The organism is Kangiella profundi (assembly GCF_002838765.1).
Taxonomy (GTDB): Bacteria; Pseudomonadota; Gammaproteobacteria; order Enterobacterales; family Kangiellaceae; genus Kangiella; species Kangiella profundi.
In genome coordinates this window covers 639,728-661,978 of the sequence record NZ_CP025120.1, presented here as the reverse complement: position 1 = coordinate 661,978, position 22,251 = coordinate 639,728, and the positions used below count along the sequence as shown (strand labels likewise).

General features: G+C 43.5%; 19 protein-coding genes. 2 read left to right on the top strand and 17 right to left on the bottom strand.

Translation table 11 applies throughout. The features are described 5' to 3' along the window. Positions 1-258: 258 nt before the first annotated feature. The 13 genes from lpdA to ampD all read right to left on the bottom strand — a co-directional run bounded on the left by lpdA (position 259) and on the right by ampD (position 15,913). A complete protein-coding gene (lpdA, locus tag CW740_RS03260; RefSeq protein ID WP_106646184.1) occupies positions 259-1,677 on the bottom strand; it encodes a dihydrolipoyl dehydrogenase in 1,419 nt (472 codons plus the stop codon). Positions 1,678-1,814: 137 nt separating this feature from the next. Then, positions 1,815-3,482 carry a dihydrolipoyllysine-residue acetyltransferase gene (gene aceF / locus CW740_RS03255; RefSeq protein ID WP_106646183.1) on the bottom strand — a complete coding sequence of 556 codons (1,668 nt, stop codon included), beginning with the start codon at positions 3,480-3,482 and terminating at the stop codon, positions 1,815-1,817. 14 nt (positions 3,483-3,496) lie between these two features. Then, the gene (gene aceE, locus CW740_RS03250) at positions 3,497-6,178 is read right to left on the bottom strand and encodes a pyruvate dehydrogenase (acetyl-transferring), homodimeric type (RefSeq protein WP_106646182.1); all 2,682 of its coding nucleotides are present in this window, start codon (positions 6,176-6,178) and stop codon (positions 3,497-3,499) included. A gap of 232 nt (positions 6,179-6,410) precedes the next feature. Beyond that, positions 6,411-7,280, bottom strand: coding sequence for a regulatory signaling modulator protein AmpE (ampE, locus tag CW740_RS03245; protein WP_106646181.1), 870 nt, complete (start codon positions 7,278-7,280; stop codon positions 6,411-6,413). A gap of 114 nt (positions 7,281-7,394) precedes the next feature. Beyond that, the gene (gene zapD, locus CW740_RS03240; protein WP_106646180.1) at positions 7,395-8,162 is read right to left on the bottom strand and encodes a cell division protein ZapD; all 768 of its coding nucleotides are present in this window, start codon (positions 8,160-8,162) and stop codon (positions 7,395-7,397) included. Positions 8,163-8,168: 6 nt separating this feature from the next. Then, positions 8,169-8,768, bottom strand: a complete 600-nt coding sequence (gene coaE, locus CW740_RS03235) for a dephospho-CoA kinase (RefSeq protein WP_106646179.1) — start codon at positions 8,766-8,768, stop codon at positions 8,169-8,171. 80 nt (positions 8,769-8,848) lie between these two features. Then, positions 8,849-9,757 (bottom strand): prepilin peptidase, encoded by a 909-nt coding sequence (locus tag CW740_RS03230; RefSeq protein WP_106646178.1) that lies wholly within the window; start codon positions 9,755-9,757, stop codon positions 8,849-8,851. 30 nt (positions 9,758-9,787) lie between these two features. After that, complete coding sequence (locus tag CW740_RS03225; RefSeq protein WP_106646177.1) at positions 9,788-11,023, bottom strand: type II secretion system F family protein; 1,236 nt, start codon at positions 11,021-11,023, stop codon at positions 9,788-9,790. A gap of 80 nt (positions 11,024-11,103) precedes the next feature. Continuing rightward, a complete protein-coding gene (gene pilB / locus CW740_RS03220; protein ID WP_106646176.1) occupies positions 11,104-12,816 on the bottom strand; it encodes a type IV-A pilus assembly ATPase PilB in 1,713 nt (570 codons plus the stop codon). Positions 12,817-12,950: 134 nt separating this feature from the next. After that, positions 12,951-13,415: a pilin gene (locus CW740_RS03215; protein WP_106646175.1), complete on the bottom strand. Its 465-nt coding sequence runs from the start codon at positions 13,413-13,415 to the stop codon at positions 12,951-12,953. Between the two features lie 539 nt (positions 13,416-13,954). After that, a complete protein-coding gene (locus tag CW740_RS03210) occupies positions 13,955-14,257 on the bottom strand; it encodes a GIY-YIG nuclease family protein (RefSeq protein WP_106646174.1) in 303 nt (100 codons plus the stop codon). 126 nt (positions 14,258-14,383) lie between these two features. After that, positions 14,384-15,253 carry a carboxylating nicotinate-nucleotide diphosphorylase gene (nadC, locus tag CW740_RS03205; RefSeq protein ID WP_106646173.1) on the bottom strand — a complete coding sequence of 290 codons (870 nt, stop codon included), beginning with the start codon at positions 15,251-15,253 and terminating at the stop codon, positions 14,384-14,386. Positions 15,254-15,370: 117 nt separating this feature from the next. Beyond that, entirely contained in the window at positions 15,371-15,913 is a 543-nt protein-coding gene (gene ampD / locus CW740_RS03200; RefSeq protein WP_373286465.1) for a 1,6-anhydro-N-acetylmuramyl-L-alanine amidase AmpD, read from the bottom strand. Between the two features lie 233 nt (positions 15,914-16,146). Here ampD and yacG point away from each other — a divergent pair, with 233 nt between their 5' ends. After that, positions 16,147-16,344 carry a DNA gyrase inhibitor YacG gene (yacG, locus tag CW740_RS03195; RefSeq protein ID WP_106646172.1) on the top strand — a complete coding sequence of 66 codons (198 nt, stop codon included), beginning with the start codon at positions 16,147-16,149 and terminating at the stop codon, positions 16,342-16,344. A 1-nt stretch (position 16,345) separates the two neighbouring features. Here yacG and CW740_RS03190 read toward each other — a convergent pair whose 3' ends face one another. From CW740_RS03190 to CW740_RS03180, 3 genes are all read right to left on the bottom strand, one after another. Beyond that, a complete protein-coding gene (locus tag CW740_RS03190) occupies positions 16,346-16,732 on the bottom strand; it encodes an NUDIX domain-containing protein (protein ID WP_106646171.1) in 387 nt (128 codons plus the stop codon). Between the two features lie 9 nt (positions 16,733-16,741). After that, a complete protein-coding gene (secA, locus tag CW740_RS03185; protein WP_106646170.1) occupies positions 16,742-19,450 on the bottom strand; it encodes a preprotein translocase subunit SecA in 2,709 nt (902 codons plus the stop codon). Positions 19,451-19,729: 279 nt separating this feature from the next. Continuing rightward, positions 19,730-20,650, bottom strand: a complete 921-nt coding sequence (locus CW740_RS03180; RefSeq protein WP_106646169.1) for a M23 family metallopeptidase — start codon at positions 20,648-20,650, stop codon at positions 19,730-19,732. A gap of 112 nt (positions 20,651-20,762) precedes the next feature. Here CW740_RS03180 and CW740_RS03175 point away from each other — a divergent pair, with 112 nt between their 5' ends. Then, positions 20,763-21,083, top strand: a complete 321-nt coding sequence (locus tag CW740_RS03175) for a DUF721 domain-containing protein (protein ID WP_106646168.1) — start codon at positions 20,763-20,765, stop codon at positions 21,081-21,083. Positions 21,084-21,241: 158 nt separating this feature from the next. On the opposite strand, the gene lpxC is transcribed toward CW740_RS03175, so the two are convergent. After that, a complete protein-coding gene (gene lpxC, locus CW740_RS03170) occupies positions 21,242-22,156 on the bottom strand; it encodes a UDP-3-O-acyl-N-acetylglucosamine deacetylase (protein WP_106646167.1) in 915 nt (304 codons plus the stop codon). Between the last annotated feature and the right edge of the window lie 95 nt (positions 22,157-22,251).

Here is a 22,251-nt window from a genome sequence, read left to right as displayed (position 1 = left end):
GAATAACCGATATAAAAAAGGCCTCCTGACGGAAGCCTTTAATAAACAATAAATTAGGATTTTTTGCTTAGAGCGAGGAAGCACCATATAGCCGGAAACAAAAAAGCTTCCCGGAGGAAGCTTTTCTAGTCAACTTAAGAAAGATGAATTTTTAGTTCTGAGCGTGGCATAAACCTTTTCGAAGAGGGAGTTCACATAGAGTGAATGACCGATGATGAAAAGGTTTATAACAATACTCAGGACAAAAAATGCGCTTTCTTACTTTTTCTTGCGCTGCGGAGGAAGATCAGTACAAACCCCCTCATAAACTTCAGCTGCAAAAGTCACAGACTCAGAAAGTGTTGGATGCGCATGGATCGTCAAACCGATATCTTCTGCATCACAACCCATTTCAATGGCTAGACCCACTTCTGCAATTAGCTCACCAGCATTAACACCGACGATAGCACCACCTATGATGCGATTGTTCTTCTTATCGAATAACAACTTGGTGAAGCCTTCTTTACGGTTTACGCCAATCGCACGGCCTGATGCTGCCCATGGGAATTTACCCACGCCATAGTCAATACCCTGCTCTTTAGCTTCTTTCTCAGTTAGACCTACCCATGCCAATTCAGGGTCTGTGTATGCAACTGATGGGATTGTTAATGGATCAAAGTAGTGTTTTTTACCAGCAATCACTTCGGCTGCAACGTGTGATTCAGCAGTTGCTTTGTGCGCTAGCATAGGCTGACCAACGATGTCACCGATAGCATAGATGTGAGGAACGTTGGTACGCATTTGCTTGTCTACTTCGATGAAGCCACGATCGCTCACTTTGACGCCAGCTTTGTCGGCATCAATCAGATCGCCATTAGGACGACGACCTACTGCAGATAGAATCATGTCGAATTTTTGTGGTTTCTCAGGAGCGTTTTTACCTTCGAAAGTAACGTATAAGCCATCTTTCTTAGCTTCTACTTTGGTCACGCTGGTTTCTAACATGATGTTGTCATATTTGTTAGAAACGTATTTCTCAAGAACTTTAACCACGTCTTTGTCTGCTGCTGGAACCAATTGATCGGCCATTTCAACAACAGAAATTTTAGCGCCTAATGCACGGTAAACAGTTGCCATTTCAAGACCGATGATACCACCACCGATAACCAACATATGCTTCGGAACCTGACGAAGTTCTAGAGCTCCAGTTGAGTCAACGATACGGTCGTCTTCTGGAAGGAATGGTAATTGAACCACGCGAGAACCCGCTGCGATGATAGCGTTATCAAAAGTAACCTTTTGCTTTTCACCTTCGTGCTCAACTTCGATTTCGTTGGCGCCGGTGAATTTACCATAACCCTGAACGACTTTAACTTTACGGCCTTTAGCCATGCCCGCCAAACCGCCAGTCAATTGCTTGATAACACCATCTTTGTAATCACGGATTTTATCGATATCAAGCTTTGGCTTACCGAAGCTAACGCCATGAGCTGACATTTCTTCCGCTTCATCGATAACTTTTGCAGTGTGAAGCAATGCTTTAGAAGGAATACAGCCAACGTTTAAGCAAACACCGCCCAATGTGGCGTATTTTTCAATCAAGATTACGTCCATGCCTAAATCTGCAGCACGGAATGCAGCGTTGTAGCCCCCTGGGCCACTACCTAAAACTACGACTTGAGCGTGTAAATTACTCATGGGATCCTCTTTTTTGTATCTGAATTCGGAGCTTTTGGCTCACAAATTAACTAAATTGTATTGGCCACTCCAAAAGAGTGGCGTATTTTACCTGAACTGGCCGAAAAATCATCAATCAATTAGTCGTTTTCAGGTCGTTACAGAATGACTCTTCTAATATCACCCAGCATTTTGCTTAAATGGACTATAAATCGAGCTGCTACAGCGCCATCAATCACGCGATGATCATATGACAAGGACATCGGTAACATCATGCGAGGCTCAAATTCCTTACCATTCCAGACTGGCTTCATCTGATTTCGCGATAGACCAAGAATGGCAACATCAGGCCAGTTCACAATCGGCGTAAAGGAAGTTCCGCCAATACCACCCAGTGAAGAGATGGTAAAGCAGCTACCTTGCATATCTGCCGCGCCAAGCTTCTTGTCGCGTGCTTTTTCAGAGACTTCACCCAGCTCTTTTGCCAACTCGTAAACCGATTTTTTATCAACATCACGAATCACTGGAACTACCAGGCCATCCGGCGTATCAACCGCAACACCGATGTTGTAGTACTTTTTCAAGATCAGGTTTTCGCCATCATTAGCCAGGGAAGCATTAAAGGTTGGGAACGCTTTCAAACTCGCTACCAATGCTTTCATGATAAAAGCCAGTGGAGTTAAACGTACCCCCTCTTTGGCGGCCTCATCTTTCATGCTCTTACGGAAAGCATCCAAATCAGTAATGTCAGCATCTTCATGCTGAGTCACATGAGGAATCATGGTCCAGTTGCGGTGCAAGTTCACGCTACTGATTTTCTGAATTCTACTAAGTGGCTTTTGCTCAACCTCACCAAATTTAGAGAAATCTATTTCTGGCAAATCAGGTGTTCCAACAGCACCAGAGCTAGCGGTTGCTTTAGGACGAGACAGTTCAAACTTAATGTAAGATTGAACGTCTTCTTTCATGATTCGAGACTTGGGCCCTGTTCCTTTAACCTTTGACAAATCGGCACCAAACTCACGAGCCAAACGGCGAACTGCAGGGCTAGCGTGTACTAACTTACCTTCTTTAGGAGCCTGTACTGGATAATCAGAAACAGGAGCCGGCTTAGGCGTATCAGCCTGCTTTGGAGCTTCCTGAGAAGGCTTTGACTCATCAGCTGGTTGCTGCTTTTTAGGCTTAGTCGATTGGGTAGCAGTCGTCTTAATGACTCCAATTTGGTCACCTTGGCTGACTTTATCGCCAACTTTCACGCTCATGGAAACAATGGTTCCGGCAGAAGGTGAAGGCACTTCCATGGTCGCCTTTTCGGTTTCCAGAACAATCAAACTATCATCTTTCTCAACAGAGTCACCGGCCTGTACGGTTACCTCGATCACGTCCACATCACTGGAATCACCAATGTCAGGAACGATTAAAGGCTCTTCTTTTTCCTCAACCTCATCGCTGTCATCTGCCCCTTGCTCGGAAGCATCATCAGCTGATTGTTTTTGCTGAGTCTTATCGCTTTCTTCTTTGCTGGACTCGTCTTTAGTGGCCTCTTCTTTTGACTGTTCAGAGTCATCAGAAGATGAAGCATTTTCTGTCGCTTCCACAGATAAAATGACATCACCCTCAGACACTTTATCGCCAACTTTAACCTCTATGGATTTAACCACACCGGCATGGCTGGATGGTACTTCCATTGTCGCTTTGTCAGTCTCCAGAACGATCAGGCTGTCTTCAACATCGATGGTATCACCGACATTGACCAAAACTTCAATAACATCAACCCCACTGGCATCACCAATATCGGGGACTTTTACTTGTGTAATATCTGCCACGATTATTCCTCCAGTTAAAGGGTTGCCGGATCGGCTTTATCAGTATCGATGTTGTAACGCTTGATGGCCTTGGTGACTTCCTTAACATCAATCTCACCCTCGTCAGCCAAAGTTTTAAGCGCAGCCAATACGATATAGTAACGATCCACTTCAAAGAAACGGCGTAAGTTTTCACGACTGTCTGAACGGCCAAAACCATCGGTACCCAGTACCGTATAACGCTGTGGTACAAAGTTACGAATTTGATCGGCGTACGACTTCATGTAATCAGTTGCCGCAATAACAGGGCCTTTCTGCTTAGCCAGGCACTGCTCAACATAGGACTGCTTAGGTTTCTTGGTTGGATTAAGCATGTTTTCACGCTCAACAGCCAGGCCTTCGCGACGCAACTCAGTGAAACTGGTTACTGACCAGACATCAGAAAGAACACCAAAGTCTTTTTCCAACAACTCTGCGGCATACTCAACTTCACGCAAAATTGCGCCTGAGCCCATCAACTGAACACGTGGGGCTTTCTTGCGAGACTTGTTGTCATGCAACAGATACATACCCTTGATGATGCCCTCTTCGGAACCTTCAGGCATATCAGGATGCGGGTAATTTTCATTTAGAGTCGTGATGTAATAGAAAACATTTTCCTGATCGCGATACATACGACGCAAACCTTCACGAATAATGACTGCCACTTCGTGAGCATAGGTTGGGTCATAGCTGATACAGTTTGGAATGGTCGCCGAAATCATGTGGCTGTGGCCATCCTGGTGCTGTAAACCTTCACCATTAAGGGTTGTGCGGCCAGAAGTTGCACCAATCAGGAATCCACGTGCCTGCATATCACCAGCCGCCCAGGCCAAATCGCCGATGCGCTGGAAGCCGAACATGGAGTAGTAGACGTAGAAAGGTATCATCGGCAAGTTATTGCTTGAGTAACTGGTTGCTGCCGCCATCCAGGAAGACATGGCGCCTGCTTCGTTGATACCTTCTTCCAGAATCTGACCTTTCTTATCTTCGCGATAATACATAATCTGATCAGAGTCTACAGGCTCATAAAGCTGGCCTGAAGAAGAGTAAATTCCGATCTGACGGAACAAACCTTCCATACCAAAGGTTCGAGCTTCATCAGGAATGATTGGCACGATTCGCTCTTTCAGGCCTTTATCTTTTAATAAGATATTCAAAGCTCGAACAAATGCCATAGTGGTAGAAATCTCACGATCTCCAGTCGCTTTCAGTAATGGCTCGAAAGCAGAGAGCGCTGGGATATCCAGGCTGTCAGATTGAGGGCGACGCGCAGGTAAATAACCACCCAGCTTTTCGCGACGCTCACGCAAATATTTAATTTCATCACTGTCTTCGCCAGGATGGTATAAAGGAACTTCTTCTAACTTGTCATCTGGAATCGGCACATTGAAACGGTCACGGAAATGTTTCAACGCTTCCAGGTTCATTTTCTTAACCTGGTGAGAAATGTTTTTGCCTTCACCCGAAGAGCCCATGCCATAACCTTTAACGGTCTTAGCAAGAATAACGGTTGGTTGACCCTCAGTATTCACCGCACGGTGATAAGCAGCATAGACCTTATGCGGATCATGTCCACCACGGTTTAAGCGCCAGATATCTTCATCGGACATGTTGGCAACCATTTCCAGTAATTTAGGATCTTTACCGAAGAAATGTTCACGCGTATAAGCACCGCCTTTGGCTTTACAGTTCTGATATTCACCATCAACGGTTTCGTTCATTACTTTTAACAGACGACCTTCGGTGTCACGAGCGATTAATGGATCCCAATAACGTCCCCAGATCACTTTCAATACGTTCCAACCTGCACCACGGAACTCACCTTCCAGTTCCTGAATGATTTTGCCATTACCACGAACCGGGCCGTCGAGACGTTGCAAGTTACAGTTAACCACAAAAATCAGGTTATCCAGCTTTTCGCGACCAGCCAAGCTTATGGCCCCCATTGACTCAGGTTCATCCATTTCACCATCACCCAGGAAAGCCCATACCTTACGACCTTTGGTTTTAGCCAAGCCACGATCTTCAAGATACTTCAAGAAGCGAGCCTGATAAATCGCCTGAATGGGTCCCAGCCCCATAGAAACAGTTGGGAACTGCCAGAACTCGGGCATTAACCATGGGTGCGGATATGAAGATAGCCCCTTACCATCAACCTCCTGACGGAAATTGGCCAATTGCTCTTTACTTAATCGTCCTTCAAGGAAAGCGCGCGCATAAATTCCTGGCGAGCAATGCCCTTGGTAATAAATCAAATCACCACCATGCTCTTCGGTAGCGCCATGGAAAAAGTGGTTAAAACCAACGTCGTACAAAGTAGCACTAGAAGCAAAACTCGATAAGTGACCACCCAGCTCCAGATCTTTCTTCGAAGCCTGCAACACAATGGCAATAGCATTCCATCGGATGATGGCACGCAAACGACGCTCCATTTCCTGATCGCCGGGCATATGCGCTTCTTGTGATGGAGGAATAGTATTTAGATAAGCAGTTGTTAGATCGAACGGTAGGTTTGCACCAGCACGACGAGCTTTAGCTACCAATTTCTCTAACAAGTAGTGAGCACGTTCAACTCCCTCTTCTGCCATAACAGCGTCAAGGGCATCAAGCCACTCCTGAGTTTCAACCGGGTCAACGTCTTGTTGTACCGCTTCGTTATTTTGATCTTGTGTCATATTCTTGCCTTTCTATTGGCCTTGCACTGATTGCCTGTAAGTCATTTCAGTGCCAGTGGTCTATTACAAGATAGCTACCAACATTATTTAACAGATGTTAAGCAACTTTACTAAAATTCGCAAAGTCCCCATCATAGACAAAATCTAATGAAAAAGATACTTTTGACAACCGTTTTTAACGGTTCTATGAGTTAGGTCAAACCAGTAAAAATAGTTAACCTTAGTTAATTATTTAGAAAAAGGTCCACCCTAATAATGACATAACTGCCACAAAGGCAAATAGAATAACCCCGGTTCGCTCTGTTAGCTTAAGGGCACAAAGGTTTTCTGCAACCTTTTGTTTTTGCTCAGTTTCACAGTCTAGAACTGGTCCAATGGCTGCGACTCCGGTAGCTTCTATTAACTCCATACCACCGACATTAAGATTGAAGAATTGCTTCTTAATTCTAGAAACTCCCGATGCCATGTCGCCTGCAAGAAGATAGGCCAAAGCAGAAATTCTGCCTGCTACCCAGTCCATCACGGTCTTTAACGGTGCTGATAAAGCTCCTTCAGGGTTGTTTGCCAGATACCAATCTAAAAGACGATACAGAAGTGCTCCAGCAGGGCCTAGCAATACAAACCAGATTACCACAGCAGCATAGCGACGCTGAGTTTCAGTGAAAATAGCTTCGCTTACCATACGCTGGGTTTGCTCCCAGTCATCGGCTTCTTTTCCTGCAAAATTTGCGGCATGCTCATAAGCACCCTGCTCATCATCGTTAGCAATGTCAGAAAAATAGCCACGTAATGACTTTCTTGGTGACTCCGGGCCAAGACAATGAACCAGGATGACTACCGCTAAGGCTACGCTAAATAGAGAGGATAGAAATCCATCCTCAAGAGATTCAAACAACAGAAATATTAGTAGCACCGGAAGGAGTATGAGAATGGCTTCAGCCAGCCAGCCCTTAAACCAGGACTGCTCACCAAATGAGTCAGCCAGTCGTTTCTGATATGAAACAAACCAGCCAGCATTACTGAACTTCTCTCGCTCTTCGCTTGAGCCAGTATGGAAATAACGTTCAAACAACAATGCAATGATGAGAGATAAAAGAGCCATATTGAAACCTTATTAAATCCATTCTGATTAATAGTATCAAAAGAAAAAACAGAATGCGTTATTTATATCATGTTGTTTACCCCGGCGAAGACATACCTTACTAAGGGCTCTAACCTAACAAATTGCAACCTGAAAGCTGGTATCATCCGATAATACCCTCTGCTCACTCTCTCCAGGCTGGATAAATCGAACAGTAAAGCAGTATTTTGAACCACTGATTTCTGGATAAACACTAGTTGCGATGGGAAGTTTTACTCGAATTAAATGAGGGTTCTGTTTTTTATCAAAGTTGTGCTGATAAGAGCCGTTAACAGTTTCAGCATCAATAAACTGACCATTTTCTCGATACAATCTGAGCAAAACTTTAAGGCACTTATTCAGGCCATCAAAGTGCTCAAACCACTCATTAAATTTCTGTTGGCGATAATTAACTGGCTGTTGTAAAAACTGATGTAATTCGGGAAGATCAAAACTACAAGATGCACCAGGAATACGAATTCTGTGTTTGATCAAATCGATAAAACGATCCTGACGTAATGTTGCCCCAAACTTTCCCTGATAATTTGCCACCCATAAATAGAGTTGTTGCAGCTGCTCTAAAAAACGCTTCAACTTAACGTCGTCAATATAAGGACTGGCCTCAAGCTGCTTAAAGTGGTTCTTCTGCTGCTCAAGCTCTTTCAACAACTCAGCCTTTAAATCTCCACGGTCAAGACAGTCCAGAATTTCCCATAGATTATGCAAAGCAGCAATATGCGAAGCCACCGAATCTATGGACTGGAGTTCTTGCTGAATATTAAAAAGGTTTTCCAGGCGCAGATAAGTGCGTATCTGCTCATTGAGCGGATGCTCATACAAGATATAACTGGCAGCTTCGGGCATCAATGCCTAATTCCTTGCTAATTGCCTGTATTGTTTATCAAGCGTTATAACGCTTTGCTTGAGGGAATGCAAATCTGAGTCATTAACAACTACATCATCAGCAATGGATAAGCGTTGCTGACGTGTTGCCTGCTTGTCCAAAATAGACTGAGCCTGTTGGCTGGTAGAATGATCGCGAGCCATTAAGCGTTCAAGCTGGACTTCCTCAGCGCAATCTACAACTAAAACCCTGTCATAGTCCTTTGATTGGCCGCTTTCGTAAAGCAACGGAATGACACTGATGGAATATACTGAATCAGTAAGCTCCAGGCGTCGCTTCATCTCATTTCGAATAAGAGGGTGGAGCAGGTTATTAAGCCACAACCTATCCTGCTCATTAGAAAACACTGCATTGCGTAGCTTTTGGCGATCCAGCTCGCCAGTGTCGGTTAGAACTTCTTCTCCGAAATGTTCGACAATAGCCTGCAACGCCTGAGAATCTTTCGCCACTACCTCGCGTGCAATAACATCTGCATCAATGACCGTAACCCCTAGTTCGGCGAACATATCACTGACAGCAGTCTTACCGCTGGCAATACCACCTGTTAAAGCAACTTTATAGGTCATAGTTTATATTCTGAGTTAGATTGTACTTCCTCATTGTACGGACAAGTCATGACTTGTCCCTGCGAACTTCAGGGCCTATCCTACGGCTGCAACATCTGAATATAGCTATTGGTAATGGTTTCACCCCAAATTAAAGCAATCCAACCCGCTATCGCTAAAAATGGGCCAAAAGGAATCTTGTAATCACGTCCTTTCTTACTGATAGCCATAGTGATAATGCCTAAAACAGCACCTGTAACCGTAGACAACAAGATTACCAAAGGCAACATTTGCCACCCGAGAAAAGCGCCGATAGCTGCCAGTAACTTAAAGTCACCGTGCCCCATACCTTCTTTGCCGGTTAGAAGCTTAAATAGCCAGTAAATCGACCATAACGATAAGTATCCAGCTAAGGCGCCAATCACCGACGATGGAAGATCCTTTGCAAAGCCTGGTAACGAATCTGCTGGTGCTAACCAAAGCGCCGCAGTCACACCAATCCAGACTAAAGGCAAAGTCAATTGGTCCGGCAGAATCTTGTGGTCATAATCAATGAAACTGCCAGCAATGAGGAAACAGGTAAAAATCAGGGCAAACGCTAATGGCCAGGACCAGCCAAAAGTAACTGCACAGACAAGGAATGTAAGGGCTGTTAGCAATTCTACAAAAGGATAGCGGCCACTAATCTTCGTCTTGCAGTTAGAGCACTTACCGCCAAGAAACAACCAACTAAAAACAGGAATGTTTTCTAATGCAGTAATTTTATGATGGCATTTTGGACAGGCTGAAGCCGGAGTCATTAGATTATATTTTGGTGGGAGTTCATCTTGTGGGCATGAAACGCTGCAATTAGCTTCAGTCAAAATTTCTGTTGCAGTTGCACGCCACTCGCGCCCTAAAATTAAAGGCAGCCTATGAATGACCACATTCAAAAAACTACCCGTTAATAACCCCAGTATAAAAACTAAACCTGCCAACACCGGCAGGTTTGAAGAAAGTATTTCAATCATGTTTTTTGTCTTTTTAGAAATATAGGTTTCTTAGAATGCATCACCCAGTTTAAAGATTGGAAGATACATCGCCACAATTACGGTACCAACGACACCACCAATGAAAACGATTACGAATGGCTCAATTAGGGAGCTGAGACCATCTACCGCATCATCCACTTCCTGTTCATAGATGTCGGCAACTTTCGCGAGCATAGTATCCACAGCACCTGACTCTTCACCTATCGCAACCATCTGATTAACCATGTTCGGGAATACCCCTGTGGAAATCATGGCCATATTAATTTGCAAGCCAGTAGTAACATCTTCCTTAATTTTCATAATGGCCTTACGGTAAACGGAGTTACCTGAGGCTCCTGCAGCTGAATCCAAAGCATCAACGAGCGGAACACCAGCGGCAAAAGTAGTAGCTAATGTTCTTGCATAACGTGCAACAGCAGCTTTCTGAATTAACGGACCAAAAATTGGAAATTTAAGCAGAAAAGCATCCTTTGAATCCCTGAACTTCTCAGATCTTTTATTAAGCTGAACATAACCAACAATTATAGCTATCAATACAAATAAATAGATATACCAATTAGCTTGCATATCTTCCGAAAGACTTACAACTAAGGCAGTCAAAGCGGGCAAGTCGGCTCCGGCTCCGGAAAACAAATCTTTAAACATAGGTACAACATAGATAAGAAGAATGGCAGTAACTGCAATCGAAACAGTTATTACTGCAGCTGGATACATCATTGCTGATTTGATTTTTGATTTAAGTGCTTCTGATTTTTCTTTGTAGGTGGCAATCCTATCAAGCATTTGTTCAAGAGTACCAGACTGCTCACCGGCATGAATCAAGTCACAAACTAGGTCATCAAAATGTTTGGGGTGCTTCCTTAAAGACTCTGCAAATGGATTACCTGATTCAACATCGGCTTTAATGTCCATAACCAGATCTTGGACACTTGGGTTCTCATGACCCTTGCCAATAATATCGAATGACTGTACTAGTGGAACGCCAGCCTTCATCATAATAGCCAGCTGGCGTAAGAAGACTGCAATATCTACTGGCTTAATGGGTTTCTTGCTAGCTCCAAAAGAAAACAACTCAGCATTTACCGATTTAGGCTTAATGCCTTGCTTAAGTAATTGCTGCTTTACAATATCGGCACTTTCTGCAGGCATCTTGCCTTTAACTTTATTTCCCTGCTTATTTTCACCAACCCACTGAAAGTTTTTCAACTTTACTTGTTTGGCTTTCCGTTTAACTGCTGTTGCCATGTTAATTACCTTTCTAGTGTACTGTTATGGCTAAAGTGCTGAGCACTCCCCCCATGTATTGGCTTCAAACCCTGATATTTCTATTCCTGAGTCACACGATTAACTTCGGCAAGGCTGGTTAAACCTGCCTTAACCTTATTAAGTCCTGCTCTACGTAAATCTGGAATCCCCTCTTTTTTGGCTTGATCTGCAATGTCTATCGCATTACCTCCTTCCATAATAATACGACCATTTGCTTCTGATACGGGCATTACCTGAAATAAACCCACACGACCTTTATAGCCCATTGTGCATTTATCGCAACCCACTGGCTCGTAAATTGTGAGTTCGTTCAGCTCTTCTTCAGTAAAACCCTCTTCAATCAGGGCTTCTTTAGGTAAGTCAGAAGGCTTTTTACAATGCTCACAAAGACGCCTCGCTAGACGTTGCGCCACAACCAGATTAACGGTAGTTGCAATATTAAACGGTGCAACCCCCATATTAACCAGACGGGTCAAAGTTTCAGGAGCAGAGTTAGTATGCAGTGTAGACAAAACTAGGTGACCTGTTTGCGCTGCTTTAATGGCGATTTCGGCTGTTTCAAGGTCACGGATCTCACCCACTAGTACAATATCTGGATCCTGACGCAGGAAAGCTCGAAGTGCCGACGCGAAAGTCAAACCCGCTTTAACGTTAACGTTAACCTGATTAATACCATGCAGGTTAATCTCTACCGGGTCTTCGGCGGTTGAAATATTCTTGTACTCATCATTAAGAATATTAACACCGGTATAAAGCGTTACCGTTTTACCTGAACCTGTTGGGCCGGTAACCAATACCATGCCCTGTGGCTTTTCAATAGCCGTCATAAAGTCCTTTTTCTGCTTAGGGTCAAAGCCTAAGGCATCAATTCCCAACATTGCCTGTGATGGGTCTAAAATACGCATAACGATTTTTTCACCGAACAGGGTAGGCAAAGTATTTACACGAAAATCAATCGCTTTTGTTTTAGAGATTTTAAGTTTTACACGACCATCTTGAGGCACACGACGTTCTGAGATATCCAGTCCTGAAAGTACTTTTAAGCGGGCAGAAATACGTCCTGACAACTGTATTGGAGGAGAAGCAACCTCGTGTAGCATTCCATCAATCCGGAAGCGCACACGATATTTCTTTTCGTAAGGCTCAAAGTGTAAATCCGACGCACCTTTTCTAATTGCAGAAACCAACATTTGCTTGACGAATTTAACGACAGGAGCATCCTCTCCCCCTGCTGAATCCTCCATTTCTTGATCAGCATCTGTATCAACCGCATCTAAGTCAATATTATCCAGATCTGCATCATCAAAATCTGAAAGGGATTCATTTTCTTTTTCTTCAATTAACTTTCCAACAACCGCTTCCAGTTTATTAGGCTCTACAAGCACAGCTTCGACTGAGCAACCGGTCTGGAAACGAATTTCTTCTAAGCTTTTTAAGTTAGTTGCATCAGATACAGCCACAAATAGGCGAGTACCTCGTTTATAGAGTGGAACAGCCCTATGCGCCTGCATAAGCTTCAGGTCAATAACGTCTTTGGGAATGTTTTCGAAAGCAATACTAGAAAGATCGAAATAAGGGTAACCAAAATTAAGTGCTTGTGCTTTAGCGGCCTGTTTACCTTCTAGCCAGCCAGCAGATACTAACCAGTCAATGAGGCCCACTTTATCTTCTTTGGCATTCTTAACAGCCTGCTGAACTTTCTCCTTAGTTAAAAGCCCTTCAGCTACTAACAAATGTGCCAATCCAGAAAGACCTGTATCTGCTAAAGTCATAATTACTGAGCAATAAGTTTAAAAGACGAATCTATATCCTTGAATAAAAAGCGAGAAAAGTCAATCAAGTTACAGATATACAATGTATAAAAAAAGCAGGCCAAGCCTGCTTTTTTTATATCTAAAGTTAATTATTATGGAGCTTGTCTACAGTTAGCAGGAAGGTATTTATACTCTGTAGATGCCGCACTTGTTGAACACTTCCAAGCTTTGATATCATCACCATCAACAGCTGCAGTAGTTAAACCAACATCAGCATAAGGAGCAAGATTAAGAGTATTACCATCTAAAGTTGAATCAACACTTTGGATAGTTGCTTGAATAACCCCACCAGCACCAACACTTAAAGATGAAACGTAAGTAGAGTCACCAGCATCACAGCCAGACTCATCTGTAGTAGTAGGTAAAGCATTTTGTGAAGCAGCGAATTCAGCAACCGAAGTTTTACAAGCTGCAAGAGTAGCTGCTACTTCTGAAACTTTAGAACGCTTGATGTAATCTTGATAAGCAGGAATAGCTACTGCTGCCAAAATACCTACGATCGCTACAACGATCATTAATTCGATAAGGGTGAAACCCGCTTGTTTTTTAGTTTGCATAAGACTCTCTCCTATTCTTTATAAAGAATTTGCAAATTGTTTAAAGTTAAATCTGTTCACAGAGAATTCCGTATAATCTGATCAAAACTACACGGGCCATTACGGAATGTAAGTAGCGCTTCCCTGTGTGAACAAATCTGTAAACAAATATATCCTTTGCGCCTCATGAATAGCAACAGGTTATAGTTAAATTTCCTGACACTGAGCAAAAACAATGATTTACGTCACAGTTGTATGCGAATTTGCTTTTCAAAAAGCGTACAAAGTGTTGTTTTTTTGACCAAGCGAAGGAAAAAGTGACAATTTTTGTCAGCTTTGTAACCGTTTGTAAGTAGTCTTTTGGGTTGCATAAGGTCATTTTGGGGCATCATCCGACAGTTTAACCGAATTAGCTTCGGCTAGTGTTGGGGTGCAGCATTCGCCGTTATCCAACCTACGGTTATGTTCGACACTTTGCTAGGATTTTTTGTACGGACAAGTCATGACTTGTCCCTACACTTTCGTCGGATGGCGGCTTCACTTAGCCGAGCTAGCTACATCTAGCGTTTTTTAACTGCCAGCAAATCCCCTGACAGGTCTTTCCATTCGGGGTTAAAACGCTCAATGAGAGTTTCTTTTCCGATTCTGCACTCCGATTTGATTTCTTCTTCGCGTTCACGAGCTTTTTCTAATGATTCTGTAATTTCGTAATACACAAGTTCATTACAACCATAACTTCGGGTTAATCGCTCCGAAATCCTGTTCTTTTGCTCGAATAGCTGCTTACCTAAATTATTAGTGGCTCCTGTGTAAAACACAGTTTTTCTAGGATTGGTCAGTATATAGACGTAGCCTTTTTTCATGGTTTGTTTGCTATATGGTTGTTTGCCAGCTGTAGATGTACCCAGCTTAAGGGCTGTATTTTATTTATGATCACAAAACGCCGGTAAGCCTACCATATTTGCTTTTCACACCGTAATAACTGTCCGTTATAACTCGAGCCTTAACGAGAGGTCGACGGCCTGGATATGTTTTGTGAGTGCGCCAACCGAGATGAAATCAACCCCTGTGTCAGCGATATCGCGCAGAGTTTCAAGGCTGACGTTACCGGAAGCTTCGATTTGAGCTGTGTGAGAATGAACTTGATTAATGGCAACCCCTGTTCGCATATCGTCTATCGAGAAGTTGTCGAGCATGATGACGTCTGCACCAGCATCCAGTGCCTGGTCGAGCTGGGCAAAGGTTTCAACTTCCACTTCGACAAGAATATCGGGGTGTAGCTGGCGAGCTTTTTGAACGGCTTTTTCAATCGAGCCAGCAGAGATGATGTGATTTTCTTTAATCAAAAAGGCATCAAAAAGTCCGATTCGATGGTTTCTCCCACCACCGCAGTAAACTGCATATTTTTGTGCCAACCTTAACATCGGAATTGTTTTACGCGTATCCAACAGCTTGCATAAAGTTCCCTTTAATTCAGCAGCGTAACGAGCTGTCGTGGTCGCTGTGCCGGATAATGTCTGTAGGAAATTCATGGCAGTTCGCTCACCAGTCAGAATTTTGCGGGCATTACCACGAATCTCGCATAATTTATCATGTGCCTGAACCTTATCCCCATCCTGACAGAACCACTCAATCTCGATACTCGGATCCAGCTTGTGGAAAACAGCATTAAACCAATCGATACCACATACCACTGCATCCTCACGGGTAACCAATCTGCCAGTCGCTGCTTTATCCTGAGCAATAAGTTCTGCGGTCACGTCTCGCCCACTAGTGCCACCCAGGTCTTCCTGCAAAGCCAGGTTTACCTGATTTGGAATTTCAGTTGTTAACTGCTGCTGATAGGGCGTTTCGATCATAATGATTCCTATGCGACTTATTTGATTCAGCGGGGTAGTTTAAGTTACCCCTATATTATTTGTGCCAGTATTTTACGGTTTAAGCATGAGGACTCAAAGTGTTTTTCAACATTTACTTTAAGCAATCAATTGACGGTAGTAACTCCAGTCAAATGCAGGCCCCGGATCAGTTTTACGGCCAGGGGCTATATCGGAATGACCAGCAATTCTTTCTTGGGTAATCTGCGGATATGCTTTAAGGATTAGCTTGGTTACTTTCGATAGCACATGATATTGAATATCCTCATAAGGAATGTCATCAGCACCCTCCAGTTCGATTCCAATCGAGAAATCATTACACTTTTCTCTGCCCTCAAATATTGACACTCCAGCGTGCCAGGCGCGCTTTTGAAACGGGACATATTGAACCAGCTCACCATTTCGTCGTATTAACAAATGACTGGAGACACGCAGTGCAGCTATATCCTCAAAATAGGGATGGTCGGCCGGGTTTAATGATCCGGTAAATAGCTGGTCAATATAGGGGCCACCGAACTGTTTTGGTGGCAGGCTGATATTATGGATGACTAGTAGACTAATATCTCGTGCCCCTTTTCGCTCGTCACAGTGTTCAGTTGGTACGAAACGAGCAGGTTGAATGAGGCCTGTTGCTAGATTGATATAATATGGTTGCTGCACGATATTCTCTTTTTTATTTCTCACTTGACCAGATTGTCACGCCGCTAAACTCCTTGCAATGACAGAAATTAATAGGGACACCTGTTTCAAGGTGATTAACAACTTCTACAGTAGATTTATTTAGTTGCATGACATCACCTTTAGACTTAACCAAGCCACAAGTGAAGTTTTTCGTTATAATAACGCCAATTTACACTGTTTAATATCTATCTAATATGAGTAAAGCATTAATTGTGAAGTGCCCGACCTGTGAAAAGGCTGTAGCTTGGAAAGATGACAATGAGTTTAAGCCGTTTTGCAGTCAACGCTGTAAATTAATTGACTTAGGTGAGTGGGCGAGCGAAGGTCATCGAATCGCTGGTAAGCCTCTGGATCCAGAAACTGTTGAACAGCTTAGTCGAAACCAGGATTAACTTATCGGCGGATTGCCTCAACGATGGCTAAATTTGCTTCAGGAAACTTATACTCATCTAATTGATTGACTGGGCACCAGAACAAGGGCTGCCCTTCAACACCTCTTGGCACTCCCATATAATCCGTCACAGTCCAAACATCCAGAAACACAGATTTTTCCGGGTAAGTATGTTCTATTTGAATCAGCGGAGAAAATTTTACGGGAATTATTGCGAGTTCTTCGAAACACTCTCGAATTAGAGCCTGACTGATTGGCTCGTCATCTTCCTGCTTACCGCCAGGAAACTCCCAGTAACCACCTTTGTGCAAATGTTGCGGACGTTTGGCAATTAAAATTCGGTCGCGACGCTCTATCACAGCAACCGCGACCCGAACGGTATTACTCATAAGTGTTCTTTAAGATTCTATTTTGCCGTGGCACTGCTTGAACTTCTTACCGGAACCGCATGGGCACGGTTCATTACGTCCAACTTTCGGCTGCTCGCGAACAAATGTTTCAGCCTGACGAGCTGTGTCGCTTTGCGGCAATGCTGATGCTGACTCATGCTGCGTCTGCATGCCGGCCTGATTAACCTCAGTTCGCTTCATCGCCTCAACCTCTTCCGGCATCTGGAATCGAACTTTGGCCAGTAAGGTAATAACGTCTTCTTTTAAGTTATCGAGCATACCAGCGAACAAATCAAAGGCTTCGCGCTTATACTCCTGCTTAGGGTTTTTCTGAGCATGGCTTCGCATCCAGATACCCTGACGAAGATGATCCATATTCGCAAGGTGTTCTTTCCAGTGACGATCCAACTCCTGCAACATGACTTGCTTCTCAAGCTGACGCATCATTCTTGGATCAGGTAATAAAGCCTCTTTTTCCTGATAAGCCTTTTCAACTGCTTCATGAATACGCTGACGCAAACCTTCTTCGGCTAATTTGTCATCTTCATCTAGCCATTTTTGAAGCGGCAACTCAATCACGAAGTCCTGTTCAAGTCGCTGCTCAAGGCCTTTTATATCCCACATTTCTTCAATAGATTGTGGAGGAATATATTCGCTGATAATACTGTATACCACGTCATCGCGTAAATCAGCGATAGTGTCAGAAATGTCTTCTGAGTCCATTAGCTCATTCCGCTGCTCATAAATAACACGGCGTTGATCATTGGCAACATCATCATATTCAAGCAGGTTCTTACGGATATCAAAATTACGTTGCTCAACCTTACGCTGTGCGTTCTCGATAGCGCGTGAAACCATCTTGTGCTCCAGGGCTTCGCCTTCATCCCAGCCCAAACGCTGCATCATCATTCCAAGACGCTCAGAGGCGAAAATACGCATCAAATCATCTTCTAATGACAAATAGAATCTACTCAAACCAGGGTCACCCTGACGACCGGAACGACCGCGAAGCTGATTATCAATACGACGTGATTCATGGCGCTCAGTACCGATAATTGCCAGACCGCCAGCATCAAGTACCGCCTGATGACGCTGTTCCCACTCTTCTTTTGCTTTGGCGATTTGCTCAGCAGTAGGGTTTTCGCCAAGTGCAGCAATATCAGCCTGTAAATTACCACCAAGCACAATATCCGTACCACGACCAGCCATATTAGTAGCGATGGTTACAGTTCCCGGGCGGCCAGCCTGAGCAATAATATCTGCTTCTTTGGCATGGAACTTAGCGTTAAGTACCTGATGTTTAATTTTTGCTTTCTTAAGCTCTTTCGAAATTAGTTCTGACGACTCAATCGAAACAGTACCAACCAACACCGGCTGGCCTTTTGCCTGCAGCTCTTTAATTTCTTCAATAATGGCTGCGTATTTTTCCTGTTTAGTCAGGAAGATCAAATCACCTTTGTCATCACGCTGCATTGGCTTGTTGGTTGGAATAACCACAACATCCAGGCCGTAAATCATGTGTAATTCGGTAGCTTCAGTATCAGCTGTACCAGTCATACCTGAAAGCTTGTTATACAGACGGAAGTAATTCTGGAAAGTAATAGAGGCAAGTGTTTGGTTCTCATTCTGTATTTGTACTTGCTCTTTGGCTTCGATTGCCTGATGTAGACCATCTGACCAACGACGTCCTGGCATAGTACGACCGGTATGTTCATCAACGATAACTACCTGACCGTCTTTGACTACATAATCCACATCTTTTTTGAACAGTTTGTGTGCGCGAAGCGCGGCATTGACATGATGTAAAAAGGCTATGCTGGCTGGGCTATAAAGACTTTGTTCAGCTGGCAATAGGCCATTTTGACGTAGCAGCTCTTCAATGTACTCTTGACCTTTTTCAGTCAAATGAGCCTGCTTGGATTTCTCGTCAACTGTATAATGACCCGTATCTTCTTCACCCTCTTCTGACTCATGCTCCTGTTGTTCTAATTTGGGAATCAATTTGTCTATGGCACGATACATTTCGGAACTGTCTTCTGTAGGCCCTGAAATAATCAAAGGCGTACGCGCTTCATCGATCAGAATTGAGTCAACTTCATCAATTACGGCAAAATTCAAATCACGTTGAACACGATGTTCTTTCTGGAACGCCATATTGTCACGCAGGTAATCGAAGCCGTATTCATTATTCGTACCATAAGTGATATCAGCTGAATAAGCCTTTTGTTTCTCTTCATGAGTTTGACCAGAAAGGATCACCCCAACTTCCATTCCAAGGAAGTTATAAACCGGCTTCATCCAGTCGGCATCACGCTGCGCCAGATAATCATTCACGGTGATAACATGGACACCTTTGCCTGATAGGGCATTCAGGTAAACAGGTAAGGTTGCCACCAGGGTTTTACCTTCACCGGTACGCATTTCAGCAACTCTGCCGCCATGCAATACCATGCCACCGATAAGCTGAACATCGAAATGCCTCAGCCCTAAAGTCCGCTTACTGGCTTCACGCACAGTAGCAAAAGCTTCCGGAAGTATCTGATCCAATCTTTCGCCTTTCTCAAGACGTTCCTTGAATTCAGTAGTTTTTGCTTTCAGCTCCTCATCAGAAAGAGCCTCCATTCCAGGCTCTAATTGATTGATGAGCTCAACCGTTTTGCGTAATTTTTTAAGGGTACGTTCGTTACGACTTCCGAAAATTTTGCTTAAGAAACTCATATTGTTCTTTCTTGTGTCTATGTTGTATTAACTATGGGATGCCGGTATGGATTGGGGCTTGAATGCCCTATTATTACTTGCCCATAGCAGATAATTAATCTGTGAAGCACTCGATTGTACCCATATTCTGGTCGCTGTAAACGCCTGAGCGGGGTTTTCGAGCAGTATTTTCAACTTATGGGGGCTTGAAGCTGGCATTTCAACGTCGAGACAAGATTTTAAGAGATACAAAAACAAAAGCCCCAAATTTGGGGCTTTTTAGAATTAGTTTAAAACAGGTTAGTTTTTTAGGTACTTATAAGGATTAAGCTTTTTACCATTCTTGGTAATTTCATAATGCACGTGTGGTCCAGTTGAACGACCGGTACTACCCACTTTGGCAATGACCTGTCCTTTTTTAACAATATCACCTTTCTTCACAAGTACAGATTTGTTGTGGCCATAACGTGTGGTATAGCCGCCACCATGACTTACTTCGACGAAAACACCATAGCCTGGCTTACGGTCAACTGTGGTAACAACACCAGCTGCGGTCACAATAACATCAGAGCCTTCCAACGAGGAAAAGTCTACACCAGAGTGCCAGGCGCGTTTTCCAGTGAAAGGATCGGCACGATAACCGTATGGTGAAGATAACCAACCTGAAGTGATGGGACGACCTGAAATTTGTTGCTCAGTATTGATTTCTTTATCAAGAATTAAGGACTCAAGCGCAGAAAGTTCCTGCTCTTTTGCGTTGATATCGCTTTCAAGCTGATCAAGGAACACAACAACGTCATTATAGCTTGATGTGGTAGCTGAAACGTCTTCACTTGGACCACCAATTGCTGGATCTTCACCGAAACCAAACTCATCTTCTATTCCGGCAGAAGCAACCAATCTTGCCCCAGCCGCATCAAGACGTAGCAAATAAGCCTGCATAGTTGCCAAACGAGTGGAAAGAGCCTGGATTTGACTTTCTGAAATGCGTTTTGCTTCTTCTAGCTGTTCTTTTTGTGAGATCAGCTCTTGCTGCCACTTTTTAATGGCCGCCTCACTCACCAGGTCCTGTTGTAATGACCAGCGCGTAGCGAAATGGGTTAAAGCCACTACCGCTGTTAATGCAACAGCACCTAGCAGGCTAAACACCACTAATTTAGAACGTCCAAATTCCAAAGCTTTAATTCCCTTTTGATCACTCTTAATAATGGTTATTCGCATACTCACCCACGTTCGTTAGCGTCAGTTACAAGCAAGCTTGTAAGATGACAATTCTACCCCGTCAGCATACAATAGATGCTAACTTTAAATTTAGCCCAGAAATATTGAGCTTATGAAGCGTCCTTTCCGAGCCAAATCCGTGGCTGATGTGCTCAACTCACCTGACAGTGTGTTGAAAGGGCTGCTTGATAAAGCAGACTCCTTGAAATCCATTACCGATAGTATTCACCAGCACCTTCCGGAAGAGTTACAGAAACACTGTACAGTTTCCGAGTACAATAAAACCAGTCTGGTTATTACTGCCGACAGCCCTGTATGGGCTACACGACTTCGGTATCAATCTTCCGAGTTACTCACTCAACTCAGAAAAGCTGGCTTTCTTGGTTTGGCTAATATTCAAATCAAAATTGACCCCAATAAAAGTATGCCATGAAAACCCTATATTTTATAAGTCTTTTAAAACCAGCAAACGCCAGCGACTAGTCTGGCGTTTTTGAATTTATGACAATCAGGTCACAAAACTGGGTAAAAAATACTACAATTACGGTTACTAATTCAATCCCCAATCACTATTTCATTAATAAACCAGCACTATACAGAAAGCGCTGGATTCATGATATAAGAGATAGGAGCTGCATTAGCATCTTCATAAGTTGCTAATTCCCATGCAGTTTCGTCCGCCATTAAGGTACGGATCAATTTATTATTCAGTGCATGGCCTGATTTATAGCCTGAGAAGGCACCGATTAAACTGTGGCCTAATAGGAATAAATCACCAATAGCATCTAATATTTTGTGTTTTACAAACTCATCGTCATAACGAAGGCCGTCTTCGTTCAGGACACGGAAATCATCCATCACAATCGCGTTATCTTGACTACCACCAAGTGCTAGGTTGTGAGAGCGTAAGTACTCAATATCTTTCATAAAACCAAAAGTTCGAGCACGACTTACTTCTTTCACAAATGAGGTACTTGAGAAGTCGATAACTGCTGTCTGACGACTTTTCTTAAAAACCGGATGGTCGAAGTCAATCGTGAAAGCGACTTTAAAGCCATCAAAGGGCTCAAATATAGCAGTCTTTCCCTCATCTTCAACTTCAACGCGTTTTTTAATCTTGATGAATTTCTTTGGTGCATTCTGCTCGGTAATACCGGCAGATTGCAAAAGGAATACGAAAGGACTGGCACTGCCATCCATAATAGGTACTTCTGGCGCCGATACGTCAATATACGCATTATCAAGGCCCAAGCCCGCCATCGCAGATAGCAAATGCTCAACCGTAGATATACGAACATCATCTTTAACCAAGCAGGTAGAAAGCGTGGTATCACCCACATTTTCTGGCTTAGCTTCAATCTCAACAATCGGGTCCAGATCAACGCGACGGAACACAATCCCTGTATCCACTGGTGCTGGACGTAGGGTCAGATACACTTTTTCTCCTGTGTGTAGCCCCACGCCAGTAGCGCGAATGGTTGTCTTCAACGTACGTTGTCTTATCATTCAGTTTCTCCAACGCCTTGAAAATCAAGACTTTAGGTGTAATTTACTCAAATTCTAGCGCATAGTATCACAATATGTCAGTTCTTTGAACAATT

What these genes read in the sequence shown, in the direction of transcription:
- CW740_RS03190 (WP_106646171.1), bottom strand. Translation starts at nt 16,732, where the DNA reads ATGAGTAATACCGTTCGGGTCGCGGTTGCTGTGATAGAGCGTCGCGAC.
- CW740_RS03230 (WP_106646178.1), bottom strand. Translation starts at nt 9,757, where the DNA reads ATGATTGAAATACTTTCTTCAAACCTGCCGGTGTTGGCAGGTTTAGTT.
- nadC (WP_106646173.1), bottom strand. Translation starts at nt 15,253, where the DNA reads ATGATCGAAACGCCCTATCAGCAGCAGTTAACAACTGAAATTCCAAAT.
- CW740_RS03215 (WP_106646175.1), bottom strand. Translation starts at nt 13,415, where the DNA reads ATGCAAACTAAAAAACAAGCGGGTTTCACCCTTATCGAATTAATGATC.
- yacG (WP_106646172.1), top strand. Translation starts at nt 16,147, where the DNA reads ATGAGTAAAGCATTAATTGTGAAGTGCCCGACCTGTGAAAAGGCTGTA.
- CW740_RS03180 (WP_106646169.1), bottom strand. Translation starts at nt 20,650, where the DNA reads ATGCGAATAACCATTATTAAGAGTGATCAAAAGGGAATTAAAGCTTTG.
- pilB (WP_106646176.1), bottom strand. Translation starts at nt 12,816, where the DNA reads ATGACTTTAGCAGATACAGGTCTTTCTGGATTGGCACATTTGTTAGTA.
- CW740_RS03225 (WP_106646177.1), bottom strand. Translation starts at nt 11,023, where the DNA reads ATGGCAACAGCAGTTAAACGGAAAGCCAAACAAGTAAAGTTGAAAAAC.
- lpdA (WP_106646184.1), bottom strand. Translation starts at nt 1,677, where the DNA reads ATGAGTAATTTACACGCTCAAGTCGTAGTTTTAGGTAGTGGCCCAGGG.
- CW740_RS03210 (WP_106646174.1), bottom strand. Translation starts at nt 14,257, where the DNA reads ATGAAAAAAGGCTACGTCTATATACTGACCAATCCTAGAAAAACTGTG.
- CW740_RS03175 (WP_106646168.1), top strand. Translation starts at nt 20,763, where the DNA reads ATGAAGCGTCCTTTCCGAGCCAAATCCGTGGCTGATGTGCTCAACTCA.
- ampE (WP_106646181.1), bottom strand. Translation starts at nt 7,280, where the DNA reads ATGGCTCTTTTATCTCTCATCATTGCATTGTTGTTTGAACGTTATTTC.
- secA (WP_106646170.1), bottom strand. Translation starts at nt 19,450, where the DNA reads ATGAGTTTCTTAAGCAAAATTTTCGGAAGTCGTAACGAACGTACCCTT.
- aceE (WP_106646182.1), bottom strand. Translation starts at nt 6,178, where the DNA reads ATGACACAAGATCAAAATAACGAAGCGGTACAACAAGACGTTGACCCG.
- coaE (WP_106646179.1), bottom strand. Translation starts at nt 8,768, where the DNA reads ATGACCTATAAAGTTGCTTTAACAGGTGGTATTGCCAGCGGTAAGACT.
- zapD (WP_106646180.1), bottom strand. Translation starts at nt 8,162, where the DNA reads ATGCCCGAAGCTGCCAGTTATATCTTGTATGAGCATCCGCTCAATGAG.
- lpxC (WP_106646167.1), bottom strand. Translation starts at nt 22,156, where the DNA reads ATGATAAGACAACGTACGTTGAAGACAACCATTCGCGCTACTGGCGTG.